General features: G+C 68.1%; 20 protein-coding genes. 6 read left to right on the forward strand and 14 right to left on the reverse strand.

Annotated elements, in window-relative coordinates; translation table 11 throughout:
- The first annotated feature begins 167 nt into the window (after positions 1–167).
- Both QP045_RS05580 and QP045_RS05585 read left to right on the forward strand, forming a co-directional pair.
- Positions 168–2,423: a glycosyltransferase gene (locus QP045_RS05580; RefSeq protein WP_422513975.1), complete on the forward strand. Its 2,256-nt coding sequence runs from the start codon at positions 168–170 to the stop codon at positions 2,421–2,423.
- Between the two features lie 41 nt (positions 2,424–2,464).
- Entirely contained in the window at positions 2,465–3,745 is a 1,281-nt protein-coding gene (locus QP045_RS05585) for a glycoside hydrolase family 130 protein (protein ID WP_422513976.1), read from the forward strand.
- A 117-nt stretch (positions 3,746–3,862) separates the two neighbouring features.
- On the opposite strand, the gene QP045_RS05590 is transcribed toward QP045_RS05585, so the two are convergent.
- From QP045_RS05590 to hflK, 3 genes are all read right to left on the reverse strand, one after another.
- Complete coding sequence (locus QP045_RS05590; RefSeq protein ID WP_422513977.1) at positions 3,863–5,374, reverse strand: DegQ family serine endoprotease; 1,512 nt, start codon at positions 5,372–5,374, stop codon at positions 3,863–3,865.
- An 88-nt stretch (positions 5,375–5,462) separates the two neighbouring features.
- Entirely contained in the window at positions 5,463–6,320 is an 858-nt protein-coding gene (hflC, locus tag QP045_RS05595) for a protease modulator HflC (RefSeq protein ID WP_422513978.1), read from the reverse strand.
- Positions 6,317–7,453: a protease modulator HflK gene (gene hflK / locus QP045_RS05600; protein ID WP_422513979.1), complete on the reverse strand. Its 1,137-nt coding sequence runs from the start codon at positions 7,451–7,453 to the stop codon at positions 6,317–6,319. The genes hflC and hflK overlap by 4 nt, the downstream gene beginning before the upstream one ends.
- Positions 7,454–7,523: 70 nt before the next feature.
- Here hflK and QP045_RS05605 point away from each other — a divergent pair, with 70 nt between their 5' ends.
- Both QP045_RS05605 and QP045_RS05610 read left to right on the forward strand, forming a co-directional pair.
- Positions 7,524–8,489, forward strand: a complete 966-nt coding sequence (locus QP045_RS05605) for an Mrp/NBP35 family ATP-binding protein (RefSeq protein WP_422513980.1) — start codon at positions 7,524–7,526, stop codon at positions 8,487–8,489.
- Positions 8,490–8,494: 5 nt separating this feature from the next.
- On the forward strand, positions 8,495–8,923 hold the full coding sequence (locus QP045_RS05610; RefSeq protein WP_422513981.1) for a CoA-binding protein: 429 nt from the start codon (positions 8,495–8,497) through the stop codon (positions 8,921–8,923).
- Positions 8,924–8,976: 53 nt separating this feature from the next.
- On the opposite strand, the gene dapD is transcribed toward QP045_RS05610, so the two are convergent.
- The gene (gene dapD / locus QP045_RS05615; protein WP_422513982.1) at positions 8,977–9,798 is read right to left on the reverse strand and encodes a 2,3,4,5-tetrahydropyridine-2,6-dicarboxylate N-succinyltransferase; all 822 of its coding nucleotides are present in this window, start codon (positions 9,796–9,798) and stop codon (positions 8,977–8,979) included.
- Complete coding sequence (locus QP045_RS05620) at positions 9,795–10,460, reverse strand: pyrimidine 5'-nucleotidase (RefSeq protein WP_422513983.1); 666 nt, start codon at positions 10,458–10,460, stop codon at positions 9,795–9,797. The genes dapD and QP045_RS05620 overlap by 4 nt, the downstream gene beginning before the upstream one ends.
- A gap of 182 nt (positions 10,461–10,642) precedes the next feature.
- On the opposite strand from QP045_RS05620, the gene QP045_RS05625 reads away from it, so the two are divergent.
- Positions 10,643–11,203, forward strand: coding sequence for a GNAT family N-acetyltransferase (locus QP045_RS05625; RefSeq protein WP_422513984.1), 561 nt, complete (start codon positions 10,643–10,645; stop codon positions 11,201–11,203).
- Positions 11,204–11,228: 25 nt separating this feature from the next.
- Here QP045_RS05625 and QP045_RS05630 read toward each other — a convergent pair whose 3' ends face one another.
- Complete coding sequence (locus QP045_RS05630; RefSeq protein WP_422513985.1) at positions 11,229–11,588, reverse strand: hypothetical protein; 360 nt, start codon at positions 11,586–11,588, stop codon at positions 11,229–11,231.
- On the reverse strand, positions 11,585–12,394 hold the full coding sequence (locus QP045_RS05635; protein ID WP_422513986.1) for a transglutaminase-like domain-containing protein: 810 nt from the start codon (positions 12,392–12,394) through the stop codon (positions 11,585–11,587). The genes QP045_RS05630 and QP045_RS05635 overlap by 4 nt, the downstream gene beginning before the upstream one ends.
- Before the next feature lie 362 nt (positions 12,395–12,756).
- Here QP045_RS05635 and QP045_RS05640 point away from each other — a divergent pair, with 362 nt between their 5' ends.
- The gene (locus QP045_RS05640) at positions 12,757–13,962 is read left to right on the forward strand and encodes an SDR family oxidoreductase (protein ID WP_422513987.1); all 1,206 of its coding nucleotides are present in this window, start codon (positions 12,757–12,759) and stop codon (positions 13,960–13,962) included.
- An 11-nt stretch (positions 13,963–13,973) separates the two neighbouring features.
- Here QP045_RS05640 and QP045_RS05645 read toward each other — a convergent pair whose 3' ends face one another.
- The 7 genes from QP045_RS05645 to QP045_RS05675 all read right to left on the reverse strand — a co-directional run bounded on the left by QP045_RS05645 (position 13,974) and on the right by QP045_RS05675 (position 20,364).
- Complete coding sequence (locus tag QP045_RS05645; RefSeq protein WP_422513988.1) at positions 13,974–14,207, reverse strand: hypothetical protein; 234 nt, start codon at positions 14,205–14,207, stop codon at positions 13,974–13,976.
- A gap of 211 nt (positions 14,208–14,418) precedes the next feature.
- Positions 14,419–15,444, reverse strand: coding sequence for an ABC transporter substrate-binding protein (locus QP045_RS05650; protein ID WP_422513989.1), 1,026 nt, complete (start codon positions 15,442–15,444; stop codon positions 14,419–14,421).
- Between the two features lie 13 nt (positions 15,445–15,457).
- Positions 15,458–15,796 carry a 4Fe-4S dicluster domain-containing protein gene (locus QP045_RS05655; RefSeq protein WP_422513990.1) on the reverse strand — a complete coding sequence of 113 codons (339 nt, stop codon included), beginning with the start codon at positions 15,794–15,796 and terminating at the stop codon, positions 15,458–15,460.
- Positions 15,793–17,394, reverse strand: coding sequence for an FAD-dependent oxidoreductase (locus tag QP045_RS05660; protein ID WP_422513991.1), 1,602 nt, complete (start codon positions 17,392–17,394; stop codon positions 15,793–15,795). The genes QP045_RS05655 and QP045_RS05660 overlap by 4 nt, the downstream gene beginning before the upstream one ends.
- Positions 17,395–17,398: 4 nt before the next feature.
- A complete protein-coding gene (locus tag QP045_RS05665; RefSeq protein ID WP_422513992.1) occupies positions 17,399–17,989 on the reverse strand; it encodes a thioredoxin family protein in 591 nt (196 codons plus the stop codon).
- Positions 17,990–18,106: 117 nt separating this feature from the next.
- Positions 18,107–19,558 (reverse strand): MFS transporter, encoded by a 1,452-nt coding sequence (locus tag QP045_RS05670; protein WP_422513993.1) that lies wholly within the window; start codon positions 19,556–19,558, stop codon positions 18,107–18,109.
- On the reverse strand, positions 19,555–20,364 hold the full coding sequence (locus QP045_RS05675) for an ABC transporter ATP-binding protein (RefSeq protein WP_422513994.1): 810 nt from the start codon (positions 20,362–20,364) through the stop codon (positions 19,555–19,557). Before QP045_RS05675 ends, QP045_RS05670 begins: the two co-directional genes overlap by 4 nt.
- Position 20,365 lies beyond the last annotated feature (1 nt).

The following is a 20,365-nucleotide window of genomic DNA, read 5'->3' on the forward strand; positions in this document are numbered from 1 at the left end:
TGACGCGGTGCAGCGGAGTTTGACCAAAGAAGCGGTCACGGCGCCTTTTTTCTGGGTTTGCACTGCAGCATCGCGGAAACTAACTTCGACCTCGGGCATTTATCTGGGTTAGCCGGCGAGTTTTTCGCCGGCTGCTCAAAGCTTGAGGGACGCGAATGGCGCCGAACATGGCCGCACCGGGTGGCATGGATCACATTGCGTTGCTGGGCAATTTCCTGCCGCGCAAGTGCGGGTTGGCGACCTTCACCACCGACACCTACCACGCGCTGACACAGCGCTACCCGGTTCTTGCTGTCGACGTCTACGCGATGGACGACCGTCCGGGCCTCCACGACTATCCGCCCGAAGTCACCCACCGCATCCCCCAAAACGAGCGCGCCGCGTACAGCGAGGCCGCGCAGCGCATCGCCGAGAGCGGTGCGAAGGCGCTGTGGGTGCAGCATGAATATGGCATCTATGGCGGTCCCGCCGGCGAGTATCTGCTGGCGCTGCTCGACCGCGTCGGCATTCCGGTCATCGTCACGCTCCACACCATCCTCGACCAGCCAAGCGCCGATGAGCGGCGGGTGATGGACGGCCTGCTGCGTCGCGCGGCACGGGTGATCGTGATGGCGAAGAAGGGCTGTGAGATCCTGACCCGGGTCCATGACGTCGACCCCCGCAAGCTCGTCATGGTCCCGCACGGCGTTCCGGACCGCGCCTATGTCGAACCTGCGACGATGAAGGACAGCTTCGGCTGGGCCGACCACGACGTGATCCTGACCTTCGGCCTGCTCGCACCCAACAAGGGTATAGAGACGATGATCGAGGCGATGCCCGCGATCGTCGCGGCGCATCCGCAGGCCCTGTACGTCGTGCTCGGGGCGACCCATCCGCACCTCGTCGAACATGAGGGCGAGGCCTATCGCGATCGCCTGAAGGCGCTCGCCGCCGACCGCGACGTGGCCGACAACGTCCGCTTTGTGGACGCGTTCGTCGAGCATGACGAGCTGCTCGACTATCTTCAGGCGGCCGACCTTTACGTCACGCCTTATAACAACCCCGCCCAGATCACTTCCGGCACGCTCTCCTACGCAGTGGGAATGGGCAAGGTCGTCATCTCGACGCCGTATGTGCACGCCAGCGAGATCCTGGCCGACGATCATGGCGTGCTCGTGCCGTTCGGCGACGCCGCCGCCTTTGCCCGCGAGATCACGCGCCTGCTCGGCGATGCCGCGGCGCGACACGCACTGGCGGAACGCGCCTATGCCCATGGCCGCACCATGCTGTGGGCGCGGCTGGCGGAGCGCGCGATGGCGGAGTTGGCCAGCGCCGTCGCGACTTTGCCGCACCGCATCCCGCGCGCGGCTGAACTGCCCCCGCTCCAGCCCACGATCGCTGCGGTAGAGCGGATGAGCGACGCGACCGGGATGCTGCAGCATTCGATCTTCTCGGTGCCCAACCGCCACCACGGCTATTGCATCGATGACAATGCCCGCGCGCTGATCCTGATGCACCGTGTGGACCCGCTGGACGAGACCACGCGGGACAAGTGGACGAGCATCTACGCAGCCTTTCTGCAGCATGCCTGGAATCCGGACACGCGCCGGTTCCGCAACTTCATGAACTTCGACCGCAGCTGGTGCGAGGACGAGGGTTCGGAGGATTCGAACGGCCGGACGCTGTGGGCGCTGGGCGTCACCGCGCGGGAAGCGCGGGCGCGCAAGCACCGCGACTGGGCGATCTCGCTGTTCAACGCCACCGCCGGCATCGCGTTCGAACTGGGCAGCCCGCGCGCCCACGCCTTCGCAATGCTCGGCGCGGCAGCGATGCTCGATGTGGAGCCCGGTCACGCCGTCGCCCGTGACATCCTGGCCCGGTTCGGCGAGGAACTCGTCGCACTGCTCGACACCGCGCGCCGCCCGGAATGGCAGTGGTTCGAAATCGTGCTCGCCTATGACAACGCGCGCCTTCCTGAGGCGATGATCCGCGCCGGCCAGGCGCTGGGTCGTGCCGACCTGCTGCGCGTAGGCCTCGATACGCTGGACTGGATCGTGGCGCGCCAGACCTCACCGGATGGGCGGTTCCGCGCGATCGGAACCGAGAGCTTCCAGCGCCCTTATGCCGACCCGCTTCCGTTCGACCAGCAGCCGCTGGAGGCGCAGGCCACGATCGACGCGTGCCTGGCGGCGCATGAAGTCACCGGCGACGCGCGCTGGGCGGCCGAGGCGATGAAAGCCTATCGCTGGTACCTTGGTGCGAACGACCTCGACCTGCCGCTGGCATCGGGTGCGGACGGCGGCTGCTTCGACGGGCTGATGCCGCACGGGCTCAACCAGAATCAGGGCGCAGAGTCGATCCTGGCACTGCAACTCGCCTCCTGCGCGATTTCTACCCTTTCAAAGCGCCCCCGGCTCGTGGCAGAGGGCCGCGCCGTCGCCTAAACACTCGCGGCGGGCAGAAGCGCGTTTTCCGGGGATCTTGCATGTTGCATCTGATCAACCACCCGCTGCGGTTGCACGCGGATCCGTCACGGGTGGTGGTACGCCCCTTCCATATCGCCTGGCAGTCGGACGGCTCGACTCCGAGCCGCAGCCATCGCATGGTCGATGCGGTGCTGGCGATGTCGGCGGCTGAGACCCGGCAGCAGCTGGACATCGTCCTCAAGGACTTCGAGGCGCGCCACTGGCAAACCCGCCGCGTGTTCATGACGCGCTATGACGAGATCGAGGCGCAGCTGCAGCTCGACGGCACCCAGATCGACGATGAAAAGCGCCAGTTGATCGGCGCCTATTTCTGCCACGAATACAGCTATGCGGCCGCCGCGCTGATGAACCCCAGCGCCGTGCCCCATTTCGACCAGACCGGTCTCGAGCCCGGGAGTCTCCGGATCCTGATGTCGATGCGTGCGGTCGGAGAGGGGCATATCTCCTCGGTCGCGTTTCGCGAGGGGATCATCACCCGCGACAGCGACCTGCTGCTGGCGCCCGAGCCGCCGTTCGCCACCGCCGCCGACGCCATCGGCGACGAGGAGGCGGTGCCCGAGGGGCCGGTGACCGTGTACCGCCACCGTGACTCGACCCTGTCGGGCACCGTGATCTTCCCGATCACGCGCGCACAGTCCAAGGGGCTGGAGGATCTCCGCCTGGTCCACTTCACCCATGATGACGGGCAGCAGGAGTGGCTGGGCACCTACACCGCCTATAACGGGTCGCATATCCAGTCGGAGCTGATGCGCACGCGCGACTTCCGCGCGTTCGACCTGGTGCCGATGACCGGCAGCGCCGCCCGCAACAAGGGCATGGGCCTGTTCCCGCGCAAGGTGAACGGCAAGTACATGATGATCGGGCGCCAGGACGGCGAAAACCTGTTCCTGATCCAGTCCGAGAACCTCACCAATTGGGAGGGGGGCGAGTTGCTGCTGAAGCCCGCCTACCCCTGGGAGCTGGTTCAGATCGGCAATTGCGGGCCGCCCATCGAGCTCGACGAGGGCTGGCTGCTGCTCACCCATGGCGTCGGCGCGATGCGCAAATATTCCATCGGCGCGGTGCTGCTGGACAAGAACGACCCGTCGAAGGTCCTCGGCCGCACGCGCGAGCCGATCCTTGCCGCCGCCAACCAGGACCGCGAGGGCTATGTCCCGAACGTCGTCTATTCCTGCGGCGCGCTGCGCCACGGCGACACGATCTTCATCCCCTATGGCGTCGCCGACAGTTCGATCGCCTTCGCCTTTGTCGACATCGGGTCTCTGCTCGACGTGATGTGATCCGGGGGCGGCATTTGCCGCGCTCGGCCTGGCCAAACGTCTGCCTGAGCCCCGAAATGCAAACGGCCCGCCGCTCCTGAGAGCGGCGGGCCGAATTGCTTGGTGCCTAGAGCGGGATCAGCGGCCGATACGGACCGGCATGAAGATACCCTGGCCGCGGCGCTGGACGTACAGCAGCACCTGGTCACGACCTGCCGCCTTCGCCTGCGCGACCTGACGGGTGAGCTCGGCCGCCGTCGCCACCGGGGCGCGATTGACCGAGACGATCACGTCACCGCGGCGGATGCCCTTGCTCGCCGCGTCGCTGGCCGGATCGGTGCCCGTCACGACGACGCCGCGGATCGAGGGGTCGACACCGATGCTGCGTGCGATCGACGGGGTCAGCGGCGTCACGCCGATCCCCAGCGAGGCCGCGGCGTTCGCCGCCGGGGCGTCTTCCTGCGGCATGCCGCTGTCGTCTTCCGGGTTGAACTGCGCCAGCTGTTCCTCGGGCGGGCGCTTGCCAACCGTGACGGTCACGGTCTGGCGCTTGCCGTCCCGCAGCAGTTCGACCGGGATGCGGGTGCCCGGCGGCGTGTTCGCCACCAGGTAGCTCAGCGTCTGCTCCGGCGTCACTTCCTTGCCGTTCACCGACACGACGACGTCGCCCTGGCGGATGCCGGCCTTGTCCGCCGGCTCACCCGGTTCGATGCGCGAGATGAGCTCGCCGCGGTCTTTGGGCAGGCCCAGCGCCGCGCCGATGTTCTCGTCCACCGGCTGGATGCCGACGCCCAGGTAGCCGCGCTCGATCGCCTGGCCGCGCATCAGCTTGTCGACGATCGGCTTGGCCTGCTCGGCCGGGATGGCGAGGCCGATGCCGATGTTGCCGCCCGTCGGCGACAGGATCTGCGAGTTGATGCCGATCACATTGCCGTTGAGGTCGAACATCGGCCCGCCGGAGTTGCCGCGGTTGATCGCGGCATCGGTCTGGATGAACCGGTCATAGGTACCGCCACCGGTCACGCGGTTGATCGCCGAGACGATGCCCGCCGTCACAGAGCCGCTCAGGCCGAAGGGGTTGCCGATTGCCAGCACCCAGTCGCCGACGCGCGTCTGACGGGAGTCGCCGAAGCGCACGAACGGGAAGGTCGCGCCTTCGATCTTGAGCACCGCGAGGTCCGACGCCGCGTCACGGCCGACCAGGCGGGCCTTGAACTCGCGGCGGTCCGACAGCGTCACCGTGATCGATTCGACCACCGCCGCCGAGGTACCGGCCGACACGACGTGATTGTTGGTGACGACATAGCCGTCCGCCGAGATCAGGAAGCCCGAGCCCAGCGACTGGGCCTCCTGCGTGCGGGGGCCGCCGCCGCGGGGGGCGCCGAAGAACTGTTCAAAAGGGGTACCGGCGAACGGGTTGCTCTGCTGCACCGTTACGCGCTGGGTGGTCGAGATGTTGACCACCGCAGGCTGAAGCCGCGCAACGAGGTCCGCAAAGCTCATCGGGGCGGCGGGCCGCGGAGCCGATGCGACGGCAATCGTCCCCGGCTCGTTCTGAGCCGTCTGCGCGCCGGCCGGGGGCTGGAAGCTGAACGCTGCCGCGGTGCCGCCGAGCAGCAGTGCAGAGGTAAGGGCGTAAGCGTAACGCACTAGGATGGGTCCTCTCTAAACGACAGGGATCGCTTGATCCCGTTTAACCCCGAATTTGGTTCAAATGCGCGCCGGGGCAAGGGTTGCCTCAGCGCTCACGCCCCCGAAATTCGCGCAAATACCCGTTGTCCGGTGACAGAACGACCGACGTGTCGCCGTTACCCTCGCCCTTGGCGAAGGTGGTGCGGTACGATTCCATCGCACGCCAGAAGGCGTAGAAGTCGGCGTCCTTGCCAAAGCTCTGGGCATAGATCTGCGCCGCCTGTGCCTCCGCATCGGCGCGGATGATCTGCGCCTGCTTCTGGCCGCGGGCCTGGATGGTGATCGCTTCCTGCTGGCGTGCCGACCGCATCCGATCGAGCGCGCTGTTGAGCGGGCTACCCTCGGGGAGGTCGGTGTGCGTGATCCGCACGTCGACGATCTCGGCGCCATATTGAACGGCGGTACGCTGGAGCGCGGTCTGGATATTCTCCATGACCTGCGTGCGCTCCGGGCTCAGCAGCGCCGCGAACGGCCGCTTGCCCAGTTCACCGCGAAGCGTCGAGCCGAGGATCGGCTGCAGCTGATTGGCGACGCTCTCGACCGAACCCGCGGTCACCACCATCTGGACCGGGTTGACGATGCGAAAGCGCGCGAACGCGTCCACTTCCAGCCGCTGCTGGTCGCTCGACAGCACCTGCTGGTTGTCGAGCTCGACGGCGAGCACCCGCTTGTCCACCCACACGATGCTGTCGAGGAACGGAATGCGCAGCACAATGCCTGCGCCACTGCGTCCGAACGGCTGGCCCGGCACATACCGGTTCACGATCGCCACCGGCTGCTGGAGGCGCAGGATCACGGCCTGCTTGGTCTCCGGCACGATCGCGATGGAGCTGGCCGCGAGGATGGCCAGCACCAGCACCAGGATCCCGATCGCCACGGGATTGCGGAACAGGCTGCGGCTCATCGTGCGGTCTCCGTCGCGGGCGCCGTGGGCGCCGGCGTCGTGGGTTCTGCCGGGGCCGGCTTCGCGCGACGACGCAGTTCCGACAGCGGCAGGTAGGTCTGGACGCTCGGTTCGACGATCGTCTTGTCGGCGCCACGCAGCACCTGCTCCATGGTCTCGTAATAGAGCCGGCGGCGCGTGACCTCGGGCGCCATGCGATACTGTTCGTAGATGCGGTCGAACTGCGCGGCATCACCCTGCGCCCGCTCGATCACCTGCTGCGCATAGGCGCGTGCGTCGTTCAGGTTGGACTGCGCCTGCTGCTGGGCTGCCGTCACGGCTTTGAACGCGTCGTCGACCGCAGCCGGAGCCGCAGCCTGCTTGATCGCCACGCCCAGGATGCGGACGCCCGACTGATATTCATCGAGCAGTGCCTGCATGCGCTGCTGCACATCGGCCTCGATCGCGATACGGCCCGCGCCGATCGCCTGGTCGAGTTCGACGTTCGCGATGGCCGCGCGCATCGCGCTTTCTGCGACCGCACGCACCGTTTCGGTAGGCTGCGCGATCTCGAACACATAATCTTCGGGGTTCTTGATGTCCCAACGCACCGAATAGCCGAGGTCGACAATGTTCTGGTCGCCGGTGAGCATCAGGTTCGGCTGGTTGCCGGAAGGGAAATTCTCCGTCCGAACTTCCTTGACGTCGACCATTTCCACCTTCGCGAACGGCGTCGGCAAGGTGATCTTGAAGCCGGGATCCAGGGTGCCCGTGTAGCGGCCGAAGCTGGTCGCCACGCCGCGCTCCTGTGGGCCGACGATATGGAAACACGTAATCAGCCACAGCAGCACAAGAACGCCGAGGCCGATCATCCACAGGTTGCGCGGGCTGGTCGGGAGGCCCGATCCGCCACCGCTGCTGCCGCCACCGCCGCCGTTTCCGCGCGCACGGCGCAGGAAATCCTCCAGCGAAGAGGCTGTCGTCGGGCGCGCGCGCCGGCCGTCGGGTGGCAAGTTCCACGGGTTGCGGGGACCGCTGGGACCGTCGCCGCCGCCGGAACCGCCTTCGGATCCGCCGCGGCCGCCCCAGGGACCCTTGGTGTTGTCGTTCCTGAGCACGCCGGCGCGTGCGAACCAGCCGGATAAGCTTCGCATCCCTTCTTTATAAGGAGGCAGCGAGGAATTTACAGTGGCAAGACATTGCTGGGAGCCTATCTGCGGCCGGATGACCGACCTTTCCGCCCTGCAAGCCGCCCTAGCCCCGATCGCCGCCGGCCGCGCCACCACGCGCCTCGAAGGCGCCCGTGCCAGCATCATCCTCGACGTGACGGGCCTTCCGCCCGCCGTCCGCGAAGTCCTTGAGGCCGATGTCCGCGCCGCGGCGCTCGCCCTTCCCGGCATCGAGGAAGTCCGCGTCGCGCAGACCAGCGAGCGGGTTGGCCGCCGCCTAATCGCGGTGGCGAGCGGAAAGGGCGGCGTGGGCAAATCGACGGTCGCCGCCAACCTCGCCATCGCGCTCTCTCGGTCAGGCCGACAGGTCGGGCTGATCGACGCCGACATCTACGGGCCCTCCCAGCCCAAGCTGATGGGCGTCGAGGGCACCCGCGCCCAGGCGCGCGACAAGCAGCTGCTCCCCGTGGACACCCCCTATGGCGTGCCGCTGCTGTCGATGGGGCAGCTGGTGGCGCCGGGCCAGGCGATCGCGTGGCGCGGGCCGATGGCGGCGGGTGCGCTCAGCCAGCTCGCCGACGCCGACTGGGGCCTTTCCGATACGCTGGTAGTCGATCTGCCACCGGGCACCGGCGACGTGCAGCTCACCATGATCCAGAAGCACAAGCCCGCGGGCGCGGTGATCGTGTCGACCCCGCAGGACCTGGCGTTGATCGACGCGACGCGTGCGATCGACCTGTTCGCAAAGGCCGATGTGCCGGTGATCGGCCTGGTCGAGAACATGTCCGGCTATGTCTGCCCCCATTGCGGCGAGGCGTCGGAGCCGTTCGGCATGGGCGGCGCAGAGGCGGCCGCGGCCAAGCTCGGCATCCCCTTCCTCGGCCGCATTCCGCTCGCGATGGCAGTCCGGCAGGCGTCGGACGCGGGCACGCCGCCGGCGGCGGGGAACGGGCCGGAAGCCGCCGCGTTCCATGAGATCGCCGCCCAGGTCGGCCATTGGCTGGACCGCAGACAAGGATAACCCGCATGCCGCTGACCCGCGACGAGGACATCCGGACTCTCCTGGAGAATGCCCGTACCATCGCGATGGTCGGCGCGTCCCATCGTCCCACCCGGCCGTCCTACGGCGTCATGGCGTTCCTGCAGGGGCGCGGCTATCGCGTCATCCCGGTCAACCCGCAGATCACCGGGGAGCATGTCCACGGCGAGTTCGTGTTCCGGGACCTCTACCAGATCGGCGAACCGATCGACATCGTCGACATCTTCCGCAATTCCGCCGCCGCCGGCGAAGCGGTGGACCAGGCGATAGCGGTCGGTGCCAAGGCGGTGTGGATGCAGCTGGGCGTCATCAACATGGCCGCCGCCGAGCGGGCCGAGGCCGCGGGACTGCAGGTGGTGATGGACGCCTGCCCGGCCATCGAAATCCCCAGGCTGCGGGTGCCGCCCGTCGCCTGAGCATTGCGGCCCCGCCCCCCGGTCAACCAGGGCGCGCGGGGGCGCCGATCCTATCAGTCGCGCAAAAGCTCGTTGATGCCGGTCTTCGCGCGCGTACTCTCGTCCACCCGCTTGATGATCACCGCGCAATAGAGCGCCGGCTTGCCCTCGCCACCGCCCAGCGAACCCGGCACGACCACCGCATAGGGCGGGACTTCGCCCATGGTCACTTCGCCGGTGGTCCGGTCGACGATCTTGGTCGACTTGCCCAGATAGACACCCATCGACAGCACCGCGCCTTCGCCCACGCGGACGCCCTCGGCGACTTCGGCGCGTGCGCCGATGAACGCGCCGTCGCCGATGATCACCGGGTCCGCCTGCAGCGGCTCCAGCACGCCGCCGATGCCTGCGCCGCCGGAAAGGTGCACGTTCTTGCCGATCTGCGCACAGCTGCCCACCGTGGCCCAGGTGTCGACCATCGTCCCCTCGCCGACATAGGCGCCGATGTTGACGAAGCTCGGCATCAGGATCGCGCCCTTGCCGACGTACGCACCCTGGCGCACCACGCTCCCGGGCACGGCGCGGAAGCCTGCCTCGCGGAAGCGTGCCTCGTCCCAGCCCTGGAACTTCGACGGCACCTTGTCGAACCAGTTGGCGCCGCCCGGCCCATCCATCACCGCATTGTCGTTCAGGCGGAACGACAGCAGCACGGCCTTCTTCAGCCACTGGTTGACGCGCCAGCCACCTTCGCCGTCCGGCTCCGCGACGCGCGCGGTGCCGGCATCCAGCTGCGCCAGCGCCTCGGTCACGGCCTCGCGCACCGCCCCGGTGGTGGAAAGGCCCAGTTCCGCGCGATCTTCCCAGGCGGCATCGATGGTGGTTTGCAGGTCGGTCACGCAGGTGTCTCCAGGATGGTACGAAGCCAATCGCCCAGATCGGCAACGGTATAGTCGATATAGCTGTGGTCGGCACCCGGCCCTTGTTCGGAGCCGTTGTCGATCCAGACGGTGGTCATGCCGATCGCCTTGGCTGGCTTCAGGTTGCGTGCCATGTCCTCGACGAACAGCGCCGTCGTGGGATCGATCGCATAGGCATCGCAGAGCCCCTGATAGGCGGCCGGATCCGGCTTGGGACGGTAGGCAGTGGCATGCACGTCGTGCACCGCCTCGAATGTGTGCGCCAGGCCGATGCGGTCGAGCACCCGCGCCGCGTAGTTCACGTCGCCGTTGGTGAAGACCAGCTTGCGCCCTGGCAGCGCCCCGATCAGCGCGGCCAGCCCCTGGTCCTGAAGCATGTCCATTTCGACATCATGGACATAATCGAGGAAATCGTGCGGATCGGTGCCGTGGTTCGCCATCAACCCGGCGAGGGTTGCGCCATGCGCGTGGAAATAGTCCTTCTGTACCCGGCGCGCCGCCTGGGGATCGATCCCGAGCAGGTCGGCGATATAGGCGGTCATCCGTGCATCGATCGCCGGAAACAGGCTCACGCTCGCGGGATAGAGCGTGTTGTCCAGGTCAAAGATCCAGGTCTGGATCGGGGCGAGAGCGGGGATCATAAGCGGCGCCCGTTTAGGCAGCCGCCCCCCGCCGGGCAAGGCGCCATGTCTTTCCCTCGCCTCGGCTCGTCCGCGCGTCCTATCAGCTTTTCGGAACGCTACGTCGCTGTGACCTTCAGGCTGAAATAATAGCACGCCCGGCAGCGGCTATTCGCGCCCCTCTTTGTGGGAGCGCCGAGACTATGACCCAGATCAGTTGGAGGCTGGCCGAGCCGGCAGACGTATCCGCGATCAACGCGCTCACCGCCCGCTCCATCCGCGCCCTGCATCGCGACAGCTACAGCGATGCCATCATCGATGAAGCCGTCCTCCATGCCTATGGCGTGGACTGGCAACTCGTCCGCGACGGCACCTATTTCGTGGCGGAGATCGACGGCGCGCTCGCGGGTGCCGGTGGCTGGAGCTATCGCAAGACCATCGCGGGCGCGCACGGGCCGGAGGATCCGGAGGCCGATCCGCTCGACCCCGCCGCCGATCCCGCGCGCATCCGTGCGTTCTACGTGGACCCCGAATTCGGGCGTCGGGGCGTGGGCGCTTTGCTGCTCCGCCTCAGCGAGGATGCCGCACGGGAAGCAGGGTTCGGCAGGGCCGAACTCACCTCGACCCTCCAGGCGGTGCCATTCTATGCTGCGTCAGGATATCGACCGGTGCGCCGCTTCGACCTGCCGCTTCCGAGCGGATCCGAGCTTCAGCTGGAGTTGATGGAGAAGGATCTGGATGCTCCTCGCCAGCCCGAACGCTGATCCCGTCCGGGCCGGTCGTCCAAGCCTATTGGTAGCGCAGCGTCTTCTCGAACCCCTCGTTGGCCTTGGTCATCTTGGCGAGCTTGCGCAGATGGCCGCGAACATGCCGTTCGAACCGCGCATCGTCATAGATGCCGGTCGCGACATAGTCGTCCTGCGCGATCAACTCCTTCACGCGCTTGGCGAACGCGGCCTGATCGTGGATGCATTCCGCCGATTTGAGGGCGCGACACATCCATTCCTCGGCAGCGGCCTTGTCGTAGTCGTCCCGCGCCTCATAGCCGCGCCGGTCCGCTGCCGCCTGGTCCAGTCGCGCGGCGGCGAGCCGACGCTCCAGCCAGGTGCGGACCATGTCCCCGTCCCAGAGCTTTGGCGAAGTGGTCATGCATTCCCCCCGGCGGCACCCGGCTTGTCGTCCAGTCGCGTGACGCGGACCTGCTGGTTCACGAAGTCCGCATGGCCAAAGATCGTCATGAACGAGATGTCGGTGGCGTCGCGTCCCACGGCGATCCGCACCAGCCCCTCGGTCGGCGCAAGTCCGCTCGCGTCGACCAGCCGCCACCGGCCGTCCAGCCACACGTCCACCACCGCGTGGAAATCGGGCGGATCGAGCTTCCAGGCATAGGCGGAGACCAGCCGCGCCGGGATACCCGCGGCCCGCGTCAGCGCGGCCATCACATGGGCGAAGTCCCGGCACACGCCCTGGCGTGCCACGAAGGTGTCGACCGCGCTGGTCGTTTCGTGGCTCGTGCCGATTCGATAGTCGATGTTGTTGCGGATCCACTCCGCGATCGCCAGCACCTGCGCCCCGCCCTGCAAATGGCCGAACTGGCGCACCACAAAGGCGATGAAGCGATCCGCCTCGCAGAACCTGCTCGGCCAGAGATAGGGGATGACATGGGCCGGAAGATCGCGGTGCGGCGTCACCGCGAGGCCGGCGATCGGCTCCTCGGTGCGGTCCACCACGAAGGTGCCGCGATATTCGGCCTCGAACATGCCGTGCGCCCGCACCCAGGTCCGCCGGCCGATGCCGTCGTCGCCGGCTACGGTCTGCAGGGGGCCGCCCCCGTTCACGATCAGCCGATCCTCGATCAGGCGCTGCTCCTCGGTGGGGGCGGCTTCGATGGCGAGCAGCACGTCGGCGGCCTCGTCGATCCGGTAGGTAAGGGTCGCTTCGACCTGAAGGCGCATGCTGGATTCCCGAAATTCTCGGCGGGACTGGCGTAGGGGCGCCCGCATCGGCAGCGCATGCGCGCCCCGAATGCGCTGGTGCTCCCGGATCGGCTCCAGGAACACGCGTGGCGCAACAAAACCGTGGGTCTCGTCGAGATGAAGCTGATCGAACTCGTCGCCGCAACCCGGGGTTGCACGCGAGCCTGTTGCTTCTAGCGCAAAGCGCGATCGCCGCAAAGGCGCTTGGTTAACAGCCAGACTCTGATTCCGGAGGAGGCTGGGCGCCGGCTCACGACGCACCCGGAACCCTCGACGGTCCCTACCGTTCGAGGGAGTGACCCGCGCCACCTGCGCGTCTCTCGGCAGCATTGGGTACGAACATGGCGATCAAGCTCAAACCCCTTTCCGAACAGGTCATGGTGATCCTCGGCGCGTCCAGCGGCATCGGGCGAGAGACGGCGCGGCGCGCGGCCGCCCGCGGCGCGATCGTGGTCGTGGCGGCACGGAACGAGGCCGGCCTCGCGTCGCTGGTCGAAGAGATTACCGCCGCCGGTGGCAAAGCCGTGCCCGTCGTCTGCGACGTCACCAACGAGGAACAGGTGCGCCATGTCGCGCGCGACGCGCTGGTGCGCTTCGGCCGGATCGACAGCTGGGTCAACGTGGCCGGCGTGTCGGTCTATGCCGGGTTCGAGGATACCACGCCCGAGGAGTTCCGCCGGATCCTTGAGGTGAACTTCCTGGGCTATGTGCACGGCGCGCAGGCGGCGCTGCCGCACCTGCGTGAGGACGGCGGCGCGCTGATCGTGATCTCGTCCGTCGAGAGCATCGTCTCGCTGCCGCTGCACAGTGCCTATGCGGCGTCCAAGCACGCGGTCGAAGGCGCGTTCGATGCGCTGCGCCGCGAGCTGATGGCAGAGGGTGCGCCCGTGTCGGTGACGAGCATCAAGCCGGCGACGATCAACACGCCGTTCTTCACCAACGCGCGCAGCAAGCTCGATGTCGCGCCCAAGGGTCCGCCGCCGTTCTACGATCCTGCCGTGGTCGCCGACTGCGTCCTCTATGCCGCCGAACATCCGGTGCGAGACCTGTTTGCCGGCGGTGCTGCGCGCAGCATGGCGATGAGCCAGGCGATGACGCCCGGCGTGGTGGATGCCACCCTCGCAAAACTGGGCATCTCCGCTTCGAAGACGGATCGGCCGAGGCCGGACGGCCAGCCCGGCAATCTCTATGAGCCAGAGGGCGACGACCGGACCCGCGGCGATTTCACCGATCGCGCGCGGCCGAGCCTCTACACCTGGCTTGAGCTGCGTCCGCTTGCGAGCGCGCTGGTGGTAGGGAGCGTCGTCGCCGGCGCAATGCTGGTCGGACGCCGCCGCCTGCGCCGCGGCGATACGGAGGACGACACCCCGCTTGCAAACGCCGCGTTCGCGGATCGTCCGATGGTCGATGCTGCCCCCGAGGGCTATCCAGCCGTGCGCCCCGCCGGGCCCGAGGCGATGCGAGACCCCACGCATCGACCCTGGACCAAGGTCGACGAGGCCTCGGACGAATCCTTCCCGGCGAGCGATCCTCCCGCCACCTACTGACCCCGTTTTCCTCAGCGAAAGAGCGAAAGCCGCGTGATCAGCTCGGGCAAGGACTCGGTGATGAAGGTGTCGCTGGGCAGCGGATAGCTCTGCCGCAGAAGCTTGCGCACGATGGCCGTGTCCGCGGGTGGTGGCCCGGATTCCCGTTCCTGAAGCGTGAACTCACGATATCCGGAAGGCCGCTGCGCCGTCTGCGCGTGCGTGCGCTGCTCGCGCAGCCCATTGAAAACAGCCATCTTCTCCACGCCATCCAACTCCGTGCCGGTCAGGCCGTCAGGGACTCGCGCCTGGGGCGCGTGCCTGTCCCGGCATCTACTGCTCCGTCGGCGGCTAGGTAAGCACCTCGCATGAACGCCGCCGCAACATGGGTCGCCAGGAGCGGCGAAGCGCCCGCGGCAAACGCCGAGCGGCCGCCAGGTCCGATGCCAGGCTGCGGCGCACCGCGTTTCCCGTGCGTCACCGCGGCCAGTAGCGGAGCTGGCCGAGCTCCTGCGCGGCGGAAAGGATGAAGCGGGCATCGACCCAGCCGCGCGTGTCGACCGGCTTGCGCACCATCTTCTGGTCCAGCGAAAAGGCGGCCGCGGAGGCGACGCGCTCGCGATAGGCGCGCACCGGAAGCGGGTTCGCCTTGTCACGGATCAGTTCGCCGGCATTGTCCTGCCGCACCAGCGCCAGCGGCGTGTTCGACGTGCGCGCGATGAAGGCGAGATAGCGTTCGCGATTGCCGGGATCGGCAGCCCAGTGGACGGCGCGCAGATAGGCTTTCACCACCCGCTTGGTGGTCTCGGGATAGCGGCGGGCGAAATCGTCGGTCACGACAAAGGCGCCGATGTTGGTGGCCTCGGTCTTGCGTCCCTTTGAGCTGAAGACCAACTGGGCCTTGCGCTGTTCGACCAGGTTGAGGAGGTTCACCGGGCCGATGGTCGCGTCGATGCGGCGGGCGGCCAGCGCCGCCAGCGCATCCGGCGTCTTCATCGCGACGATGCGCACGTCACTCGTCGCAAGGCCGTTTTCGGCAAGCAGGCGCGTCAGCGCGAGGTGCGGGACGTGGCCGACGTCGACGCCGATGGTGCGCCCTTTCAGGTCCCGCACGCCGCGGATCGGCAGGTCCGGCCGCGCGATCACATAGCTGTTGGAATAGCCGTAGGAGGCGAGGATGCGGGTCTTCAGCCCCCGCCCGCGGCCGATGATGTTCGGCAGGATCCCGTAATTGGCAAAGTCGGTGAGGCCGTTGGCGATCGCTTCGTTCTGCGCAGGGCCGGCACCGTCCAGCACCAGCCACTGGATGCGCACGCCATCGCGGGCGAACTCCTTTTCCAGCAAGCGCTGGGTCTGGAGAATCCCCATGTAGCTGGTGGCGGTGCGCTGGCCGGGGGCGCCGATCGCCGACACGCGGATCAGCTTGGGGGGCGCCTCTGCCCATGCAGGAGAGGCGAGGCCCGCTGCCAGGAGCAGCATCAGGCTGCGCAACAATCGGATCATGGGATGCTATCCTTCAGCCGCCGACCCCGCCGAGCAGGCGGAGGTGGCGCGTGGTGTCCTGTTCGGTGCCGGCCGCGCGGCCGCGCTTCCAGCCGAGCGCGCGCGCATAGCTGCCAAGGGTCCCGCTCTCTTCCAGCGCGGCGGCGTCGACCGCCTCGTCCTGCGTGACCCTGGGCGACACGTAGAGCGCGTCGACCGGGCAATAGATTTCGCACAGGAAACAGGTCTGGCAGTCGCCCTTGCGCGCGATCACCGGAGCGCCGTCCGGCACGGCATCGAAGACATCGCGAGGGCAGATGCGGACGCAGATATCGCATTCGATGCAGCGGCCGGCGTGGACGAGCTCGATCATGATGCGACGGCCTCCTGCGATGCGTTGCGGAATGCGGCGGCGATCTGGTCGACGCCGGAGACGTGAATGCGGTCGTCGAAGGTCGCGTCCTCGTCCGGCAGGTCGAGGCGTCGGTGCATGCCGCGGCTCTCGGTGCGAAGCGCGGCGGCTTCCCAGATGAAGCGGGCGGTCGCCGCCATGGCCGCGGCTTCCCGCGCTCGCACCAGGCCCCGGCCCTCTCCGGACAAGCCGGCGCGGATATCCGCCCAGGCGGCGGTAAGGGCTTGGCGGCTTTCGGCGATGCGCGCGCCGCTGCGGAAGAAGTTGACGTCCAGCGGCAGGGTCTCGCCCTGAACGAAGCGAGTCACCTCGCCTGCGTCCAGATAGGGGCGCGCGGTCGGGCGAAGGCCGGCACCGCCCAGCGCGCGGACGGGTCGTGGGGCGGCGCTCCGCTGCGCAATGCCGAAGCGGGTGGCGGCGCGACCGCTCCAGCTGCCGCTCGCCATTGCCCAGGATGCGTTCGGACTGCCGCCGCCGGTGACCGCACCGGCAAGATTCTCGCGCGTGGCGGCATCGCCCGCCGCATAGAGGCCCGGTACGTCGGTCGCGCAGTCGTCGGACACGAGCTCAAGGCCCCCGACCCCGCGCACCAGGCCTTCCGATCGCAGGGTCACTTCGAACCGCTCGGAATAGGGATCGATGCCCGCGCGGTCGAAGGGGAGCATGGTGTTCGGCTGACCCTGACGCAGCCAGGCGTGACCCTGCGGCGTCCCTTTGTCCATGATGCCGAACACCCGCCGCCCCTCGATCAGCGCGCGTGCGATCCTGCTGGCGCGGTCTGCGCCCTCGGGCAGCGGCGATCCGTCCTCCAGCGCGAAGTTCGCGAACATGAAGGACAGGCCCTTGGTGATCGACGCATCGACTAGCGAGACGCCATATTGGCTGGAGAATTCGACGCCCGACAGGCGCGCGCCCGCCTCCGCGCCCATCAGATAGCCGTCGCCGGTGTTGCCGTCCGTGCCCAGCGCGCGCGACAGGAAGGTGCAGCCGCCGGTCGCCATCACGACGGCGCCCGCGCGTACTTCCCAACGGCTGCCGTCGCGCGGGCGAACCCCTGCCGCGCCCGCAACGGTGCCGTCATGCCAGAGCAGTTCGAGCGCAGGACTATGGTCGAGCACGCGCACGCGTGCCTTGTCGACGCGGCGGCGCATGAAGCGCATGTAATCGGGCCCGCGCAGGTTGGCCCGATAGGGCCGGCCGCCCTCGTCCACGGGGAACGGATAACCGCGCTCGGCGAGCACATCGAGGTTCTGCCACGCCTGGTCGATGACGCGCAGGATCCAGCGGCGATCGGCCAGCCCGTGCCCCCGCGCCAGACGACGTTCGGCCTCAGCCTCCCGCGCAGGTCCCGGCGGCAGATACCAGGCGCCGGTGTTCGAGGGCGCGGTCGCGCCCGAGGTACCGCAATAGCCCTTGTCGGCGAGGACGACGCGCGCCCCCGCCTCGGCCGCGGTCAATGCTGCCCAGGTTCCGGCGGGCCCGCCGCCCAGCACCAGCACGTCGGCATCGAACCGATGCTCGGCCGGGTGGGGCGCATGTTGCTCGGGCGGCGGCCGCATCGGATCAGGCAGCCTGGAGGACGCCGTGGGCGTCGCCCTCACGCCACTTGATATTGCACCCGACCGACGGGATCTGCCGTGCAGGCGCTGGCTCGCCGGCCAGCAGCGCATCGAGCGCGGCGCGGAGGTCCTCGCCCGTTACCGGCGTGTTGGCGTTCGGCCGCGCGGCGTCGAACTGGCCATGGTAATACAGGCGCAGCGATGCGTCGTAGAGGTAGAGGTCGGGCGTGCAGGCCGCGTCATAGGCGCGCGCCACATCCTGGCTCTCGTCGCGGAGATACGGAAAGACGAAGCCATGCTCGCGCGCGTGCAGCGCGACGTGTTCGGCGCTTTCCTCCGCCTTCACCTCCTGCGCGTTGCTGTTGATGCCGACGACGCGGACACCACGATCCGCATATTCGCGCGCCAGCGTGTTCAGCGCGTCCTGGATCAGCAGCACATAGGGGCAGCGGTTGGAGAGGAAGGCGACGAGCACGGCGGAGGCCCCCGCGGCGACATCCTCCAGCTCGATGATCTGGCCGGTCAACGGCTCGGGAAGCGCAAAGGCCGGAGCTGGCGCCCCGAGGTCGAGCGGGTTCGATGGCGTGGCAGGCATGGGCAAGCTCCTTTGGCTGGAATGCCGGTGCCGGTCGCCCTTTCGCACTGCTGGCACGAGATGTGGAAGCGCGACCGACCGCCAATCCATATCTGTTCAGTGGGAATATAGAAGAGGCTATCTGCCCTGGGGCCGGCTAGAAGAAGTTTGCGCCCGCCTAGACGAACTTCCTGCGGCCCCGCTCACCTCCGCCCCGGCGCTTTCGGGCAGGCGCAGGAACGCGAGCCCCGATCCGACCGCTAGCAACCCCACCGCCACGAAAGCAGGCAGGAAGTCGGGCAAGCCGGGCTCGGCAGCCCCCCGCCACAGGCTCGCAAGGTTGAGCAGCACGGCCGCAACCGCGATGCCCAGGACGCTCGATACCTGCTGGCTCACGCCCGACAGCGTCGTCGCCGCACTTCGCTGCGCCGCCTCGACATCGGCGAACGCCAGGGTGTTCAGGCAGGTAAGCTGCATCGAGCGGGTGAGGCCCGCCGCGAACAGCAGGGGTGTCAGCACGGCGGACGGTGTCCCGGGCGCCAGCCACCCGCACGCCAGGATCGCGCCGCCGCCGAGCACCCCGTTGACGACCAGGACCCCCCGAAAGCCGAACCGACGCAGCAGCGGCGAGGTGAGCGGCTTCATGGCGAGGTTGCCGAGAAAATAGGCGAGGACCAGCAGCCCGGCTCCCGCCGCATCCATTCCGAAGCCGAGCTGGAACAGCAGCGGCAGGAGGAACGGCGTGGCGTTGATCGCGATGCGGTAGAGAAAACCCGCGCCCAGGGACGAGACGGTGAAGGTTTGCGTGCGAAGCGTCGCCAGGTCGACCAACGGCGCTCGCGTGCGTCGCAAATGCCACACCGCCAGTGCCCCGGCCGCCAGGCCGAGGAGGGTGAGCGACACCGGCAGCAATGGCCGCGCCTGTACCCGGGCCAGTCCTTCAAGCCCGACCAGCAACAGCACCAGCGCGCCGGCGGACAGGAGGAATCCCCGGTGGTCGAACGGCCGGCGGACTTCGGCGGGCAGTACGGGTACGAAGCGAACTACGGCGGCAAGCCCGATCAGCCCAAGCGGCAGGTTGAGGAGGAAATTCCAGCGCCAGGACGCATAGGTGGTGATGAACCCGCCCAGCACCGGGCCGATCACGGGCGCGAGCAGCGCCGGCCAGGTGATCAATGCCGTCGCCTGCAGAAGCTCTGACTTCTGGGCGTTGCGCAGCACGACCATGCGCCCGACCGGCGTCATCAATGCGCCGCCGATGCCCTGCACCACCCGCGCCGCCACGAACTGGGGAAGACTGGCCGCCAGTCCGCAGCCCAGGGACGCCAGGGTAAACAGCAGGATCGCCGCCAGAAACACCCGGCGGGCGCCATAGCGATCGGCCACCCAGCCACTCGCCGGCAGAACGGCCGCCACGGTCACCAGATAGGCGGTGACGCCGATCGACAGGTCGAGCGGCGCGACGCCGAAACTCGCCGCGATCTGCGGCAACGACGTGTTGATGATCGACCCGTCGAGGTTCTGCATGAAAAAGGCGATGGCGACGATCAGCGCGACCCTGCGCGCCTGGCTCGGGTTGGCAAGGCTCACAGGTGGCGCAACTCGCCCAGCACCTGCTCCTTAAGCGCGGCGAGCCCGGCATCCCCGCGGCGGCGCGGCCGCGGGAGGTCGACCCGGACAATCTGGCGGACGCGTCCCGGCCGCGGATCGAGCACCACCACCCGATCTGCCAGCAGCAGCGCTTCCTCCACGTCGTGTGTCACCATCAGCGTCGTCGTTCCTTCGGCTTCCCAGATACGAAGAAGCTCGTCCTGGAGATAGCTGCGCGTCAGCGAATCCAGTGCGCCCAGCGGCTCGTCGAGCAGCAGGATGGCCGGGTTGGCGACCAGCCCCCGCGCGATCGCCGCACGCTGGGCCATGCCGCCCGAAAGCTGGGCGGGATAGGCGCGCGCGAAATCCGCCAGCCCGACAAGGGCGAGATGCTCCCCCACCCGCCGCCATTTCTCGGCCCGGTCGATCGGCACCGCATCAAGCGCCAGGAACACATTCTGCTCGACCGTGGCCCAGGGCAGCAGCCGATGCTCCTGGAACACAAGGCTGCGGTCGAGGCCGGGCCCCTTTACGGCCTTGCCACCCACGCGCACCTCCCCCGCCGTCGGCCGGTCGAGCCCCGCGATCATCCGCAGGATCGTCGACTTGCCGCAACCCGACGCGCCGATAAGGCACACGAATTCGCCGCGGCGAAGCTGCAGGTCGATCCGCGCGAGCGCCTGCACCGGCCGACCGTCGACGGTGAACTCCTTCTCCACCCCGTCGAGCACCAGCACCTCGGCATCGGGATCGATGCTAGGCACCAGCCTTGGGCGAAAGCCCCGTTGTTCGGCTGCGTAGGTCATG

Origin of the sequence: Sphingomonas sp. 3-13AW (assembly GCF_049311085.1) — a bacterium.
Taxonomy (GTDB): Bacteria; Pseudomonadota; Alphaproteobacteria; order Sphingomonadales; family Sphingomonadaceae; genus Sphingomonas.

Coding starts and splice junctions, on each gene's coding strand:
- QP045_RS05675 (WP_422513994.1), bottom strand. CDS start 20,364: ATGACCTACGCAGCCGAACAACGGGGCTTTCGCCCAAGGCTGGTGCCT.
- QP045_RS05580 (WP_422513975.1), top strand. CDS start 168: ATGGCCGCACCGGGTGGCATGGATCACATTGCGTTGCTGGGCAATTTC.
- QP045_RS05605 (WP_422513980.1), top strand. CDS start 7,524: ATGACCGACCTTTCCGCCCTGCAAGCCGCCCTAGCCCCGATCGCCGCC.
- QP045_RS05610 (WP_422513981.1), top strand. CDS start 8,495: ATGCCGCTGACCCGCGACGAGGACATCCGGACTCTCCTGGAGAATGCC.
- QP045_RS05635 (WP_422513986.1), bottom strand. CDS start 12,394: ATGCGCCTTCAGGTCGAAGCGACCCTTACCTACCGGATCGACGAGGCC.
- hflK (WP_422513979.1), bottom strand. CDS start 7,453: ATGCGAAGCTTATCCGGCTGGTTCGCACGCGCCGGCGTGCTCAGGAAC.
- QP045_RS05655 (WP_422513990.1), bottom strand. CDS start 15,796: ATGATCGAGCTCGTCCACGCCGGCCGCTGCATCGAATGCGATATCTGC.
- QP045_RS05665 (WP_422513992.1), bottom strand. CDS start 17,989: ATGCCTGCCACGCCATCGAACCCGCTCGACCTCGGGGCGCCAGCTCCG.
- QP045_RS05650 (WP_422513989.1), bottom strand. CDS start 15,444: ATGATCCGATTGTTGCGCAGCCTGATGCTGCTCCTGGCAGCGGGCCTC.
- hflC (WP_422513978.1), bottom strand. CDS start 6,320: ATGAGCCGCAGCCTGTTCCGCAATCCCGTGGCGATCGGGATCCTGGTG.
- QP045_RS05660 (WP_422513991.1), bottom strand. CDS start 17,394: ATGCGGCCGCCGCCCGAGCAACATGCGCCCCACCCGGCCGAGCATCGG.
- QP045_RS05625 (WP_422513984.1), top strand. CDS start 10,643: ATGACCCAGATCAGTTGGAGGCTGGCCGAGCCGGCAGACGTATCCGCG.
- QP045_RS05585 (WP_422513976.1), top strand. CDS start 2,465: ATGTTGCATCTGATCAACCACCCGCTGCGGTTGCACGCGGATCCGTCA.
- QP045_RS05630 (WP_422513985.1), bottom strand. CDS start 11,588: ATGACCACTTCGCCAAAGCTCTGGGACGGGGACATGGTCCGCACCTGG.
- QP045_RS05620 (WP_422513983.1), bottom strand. CDS start 10,460: ATGATCCCCGCTCTCGCCCCGATCCAGACCTGGATCTTTGACCTGGAC.
- QP045_RS05640 (WP_422513987.1), top strand. CDS start 12,757: ATGGCGATCAAGCTCAAACCCCTTTCCGAACAGGTCATGGTGATCCTC.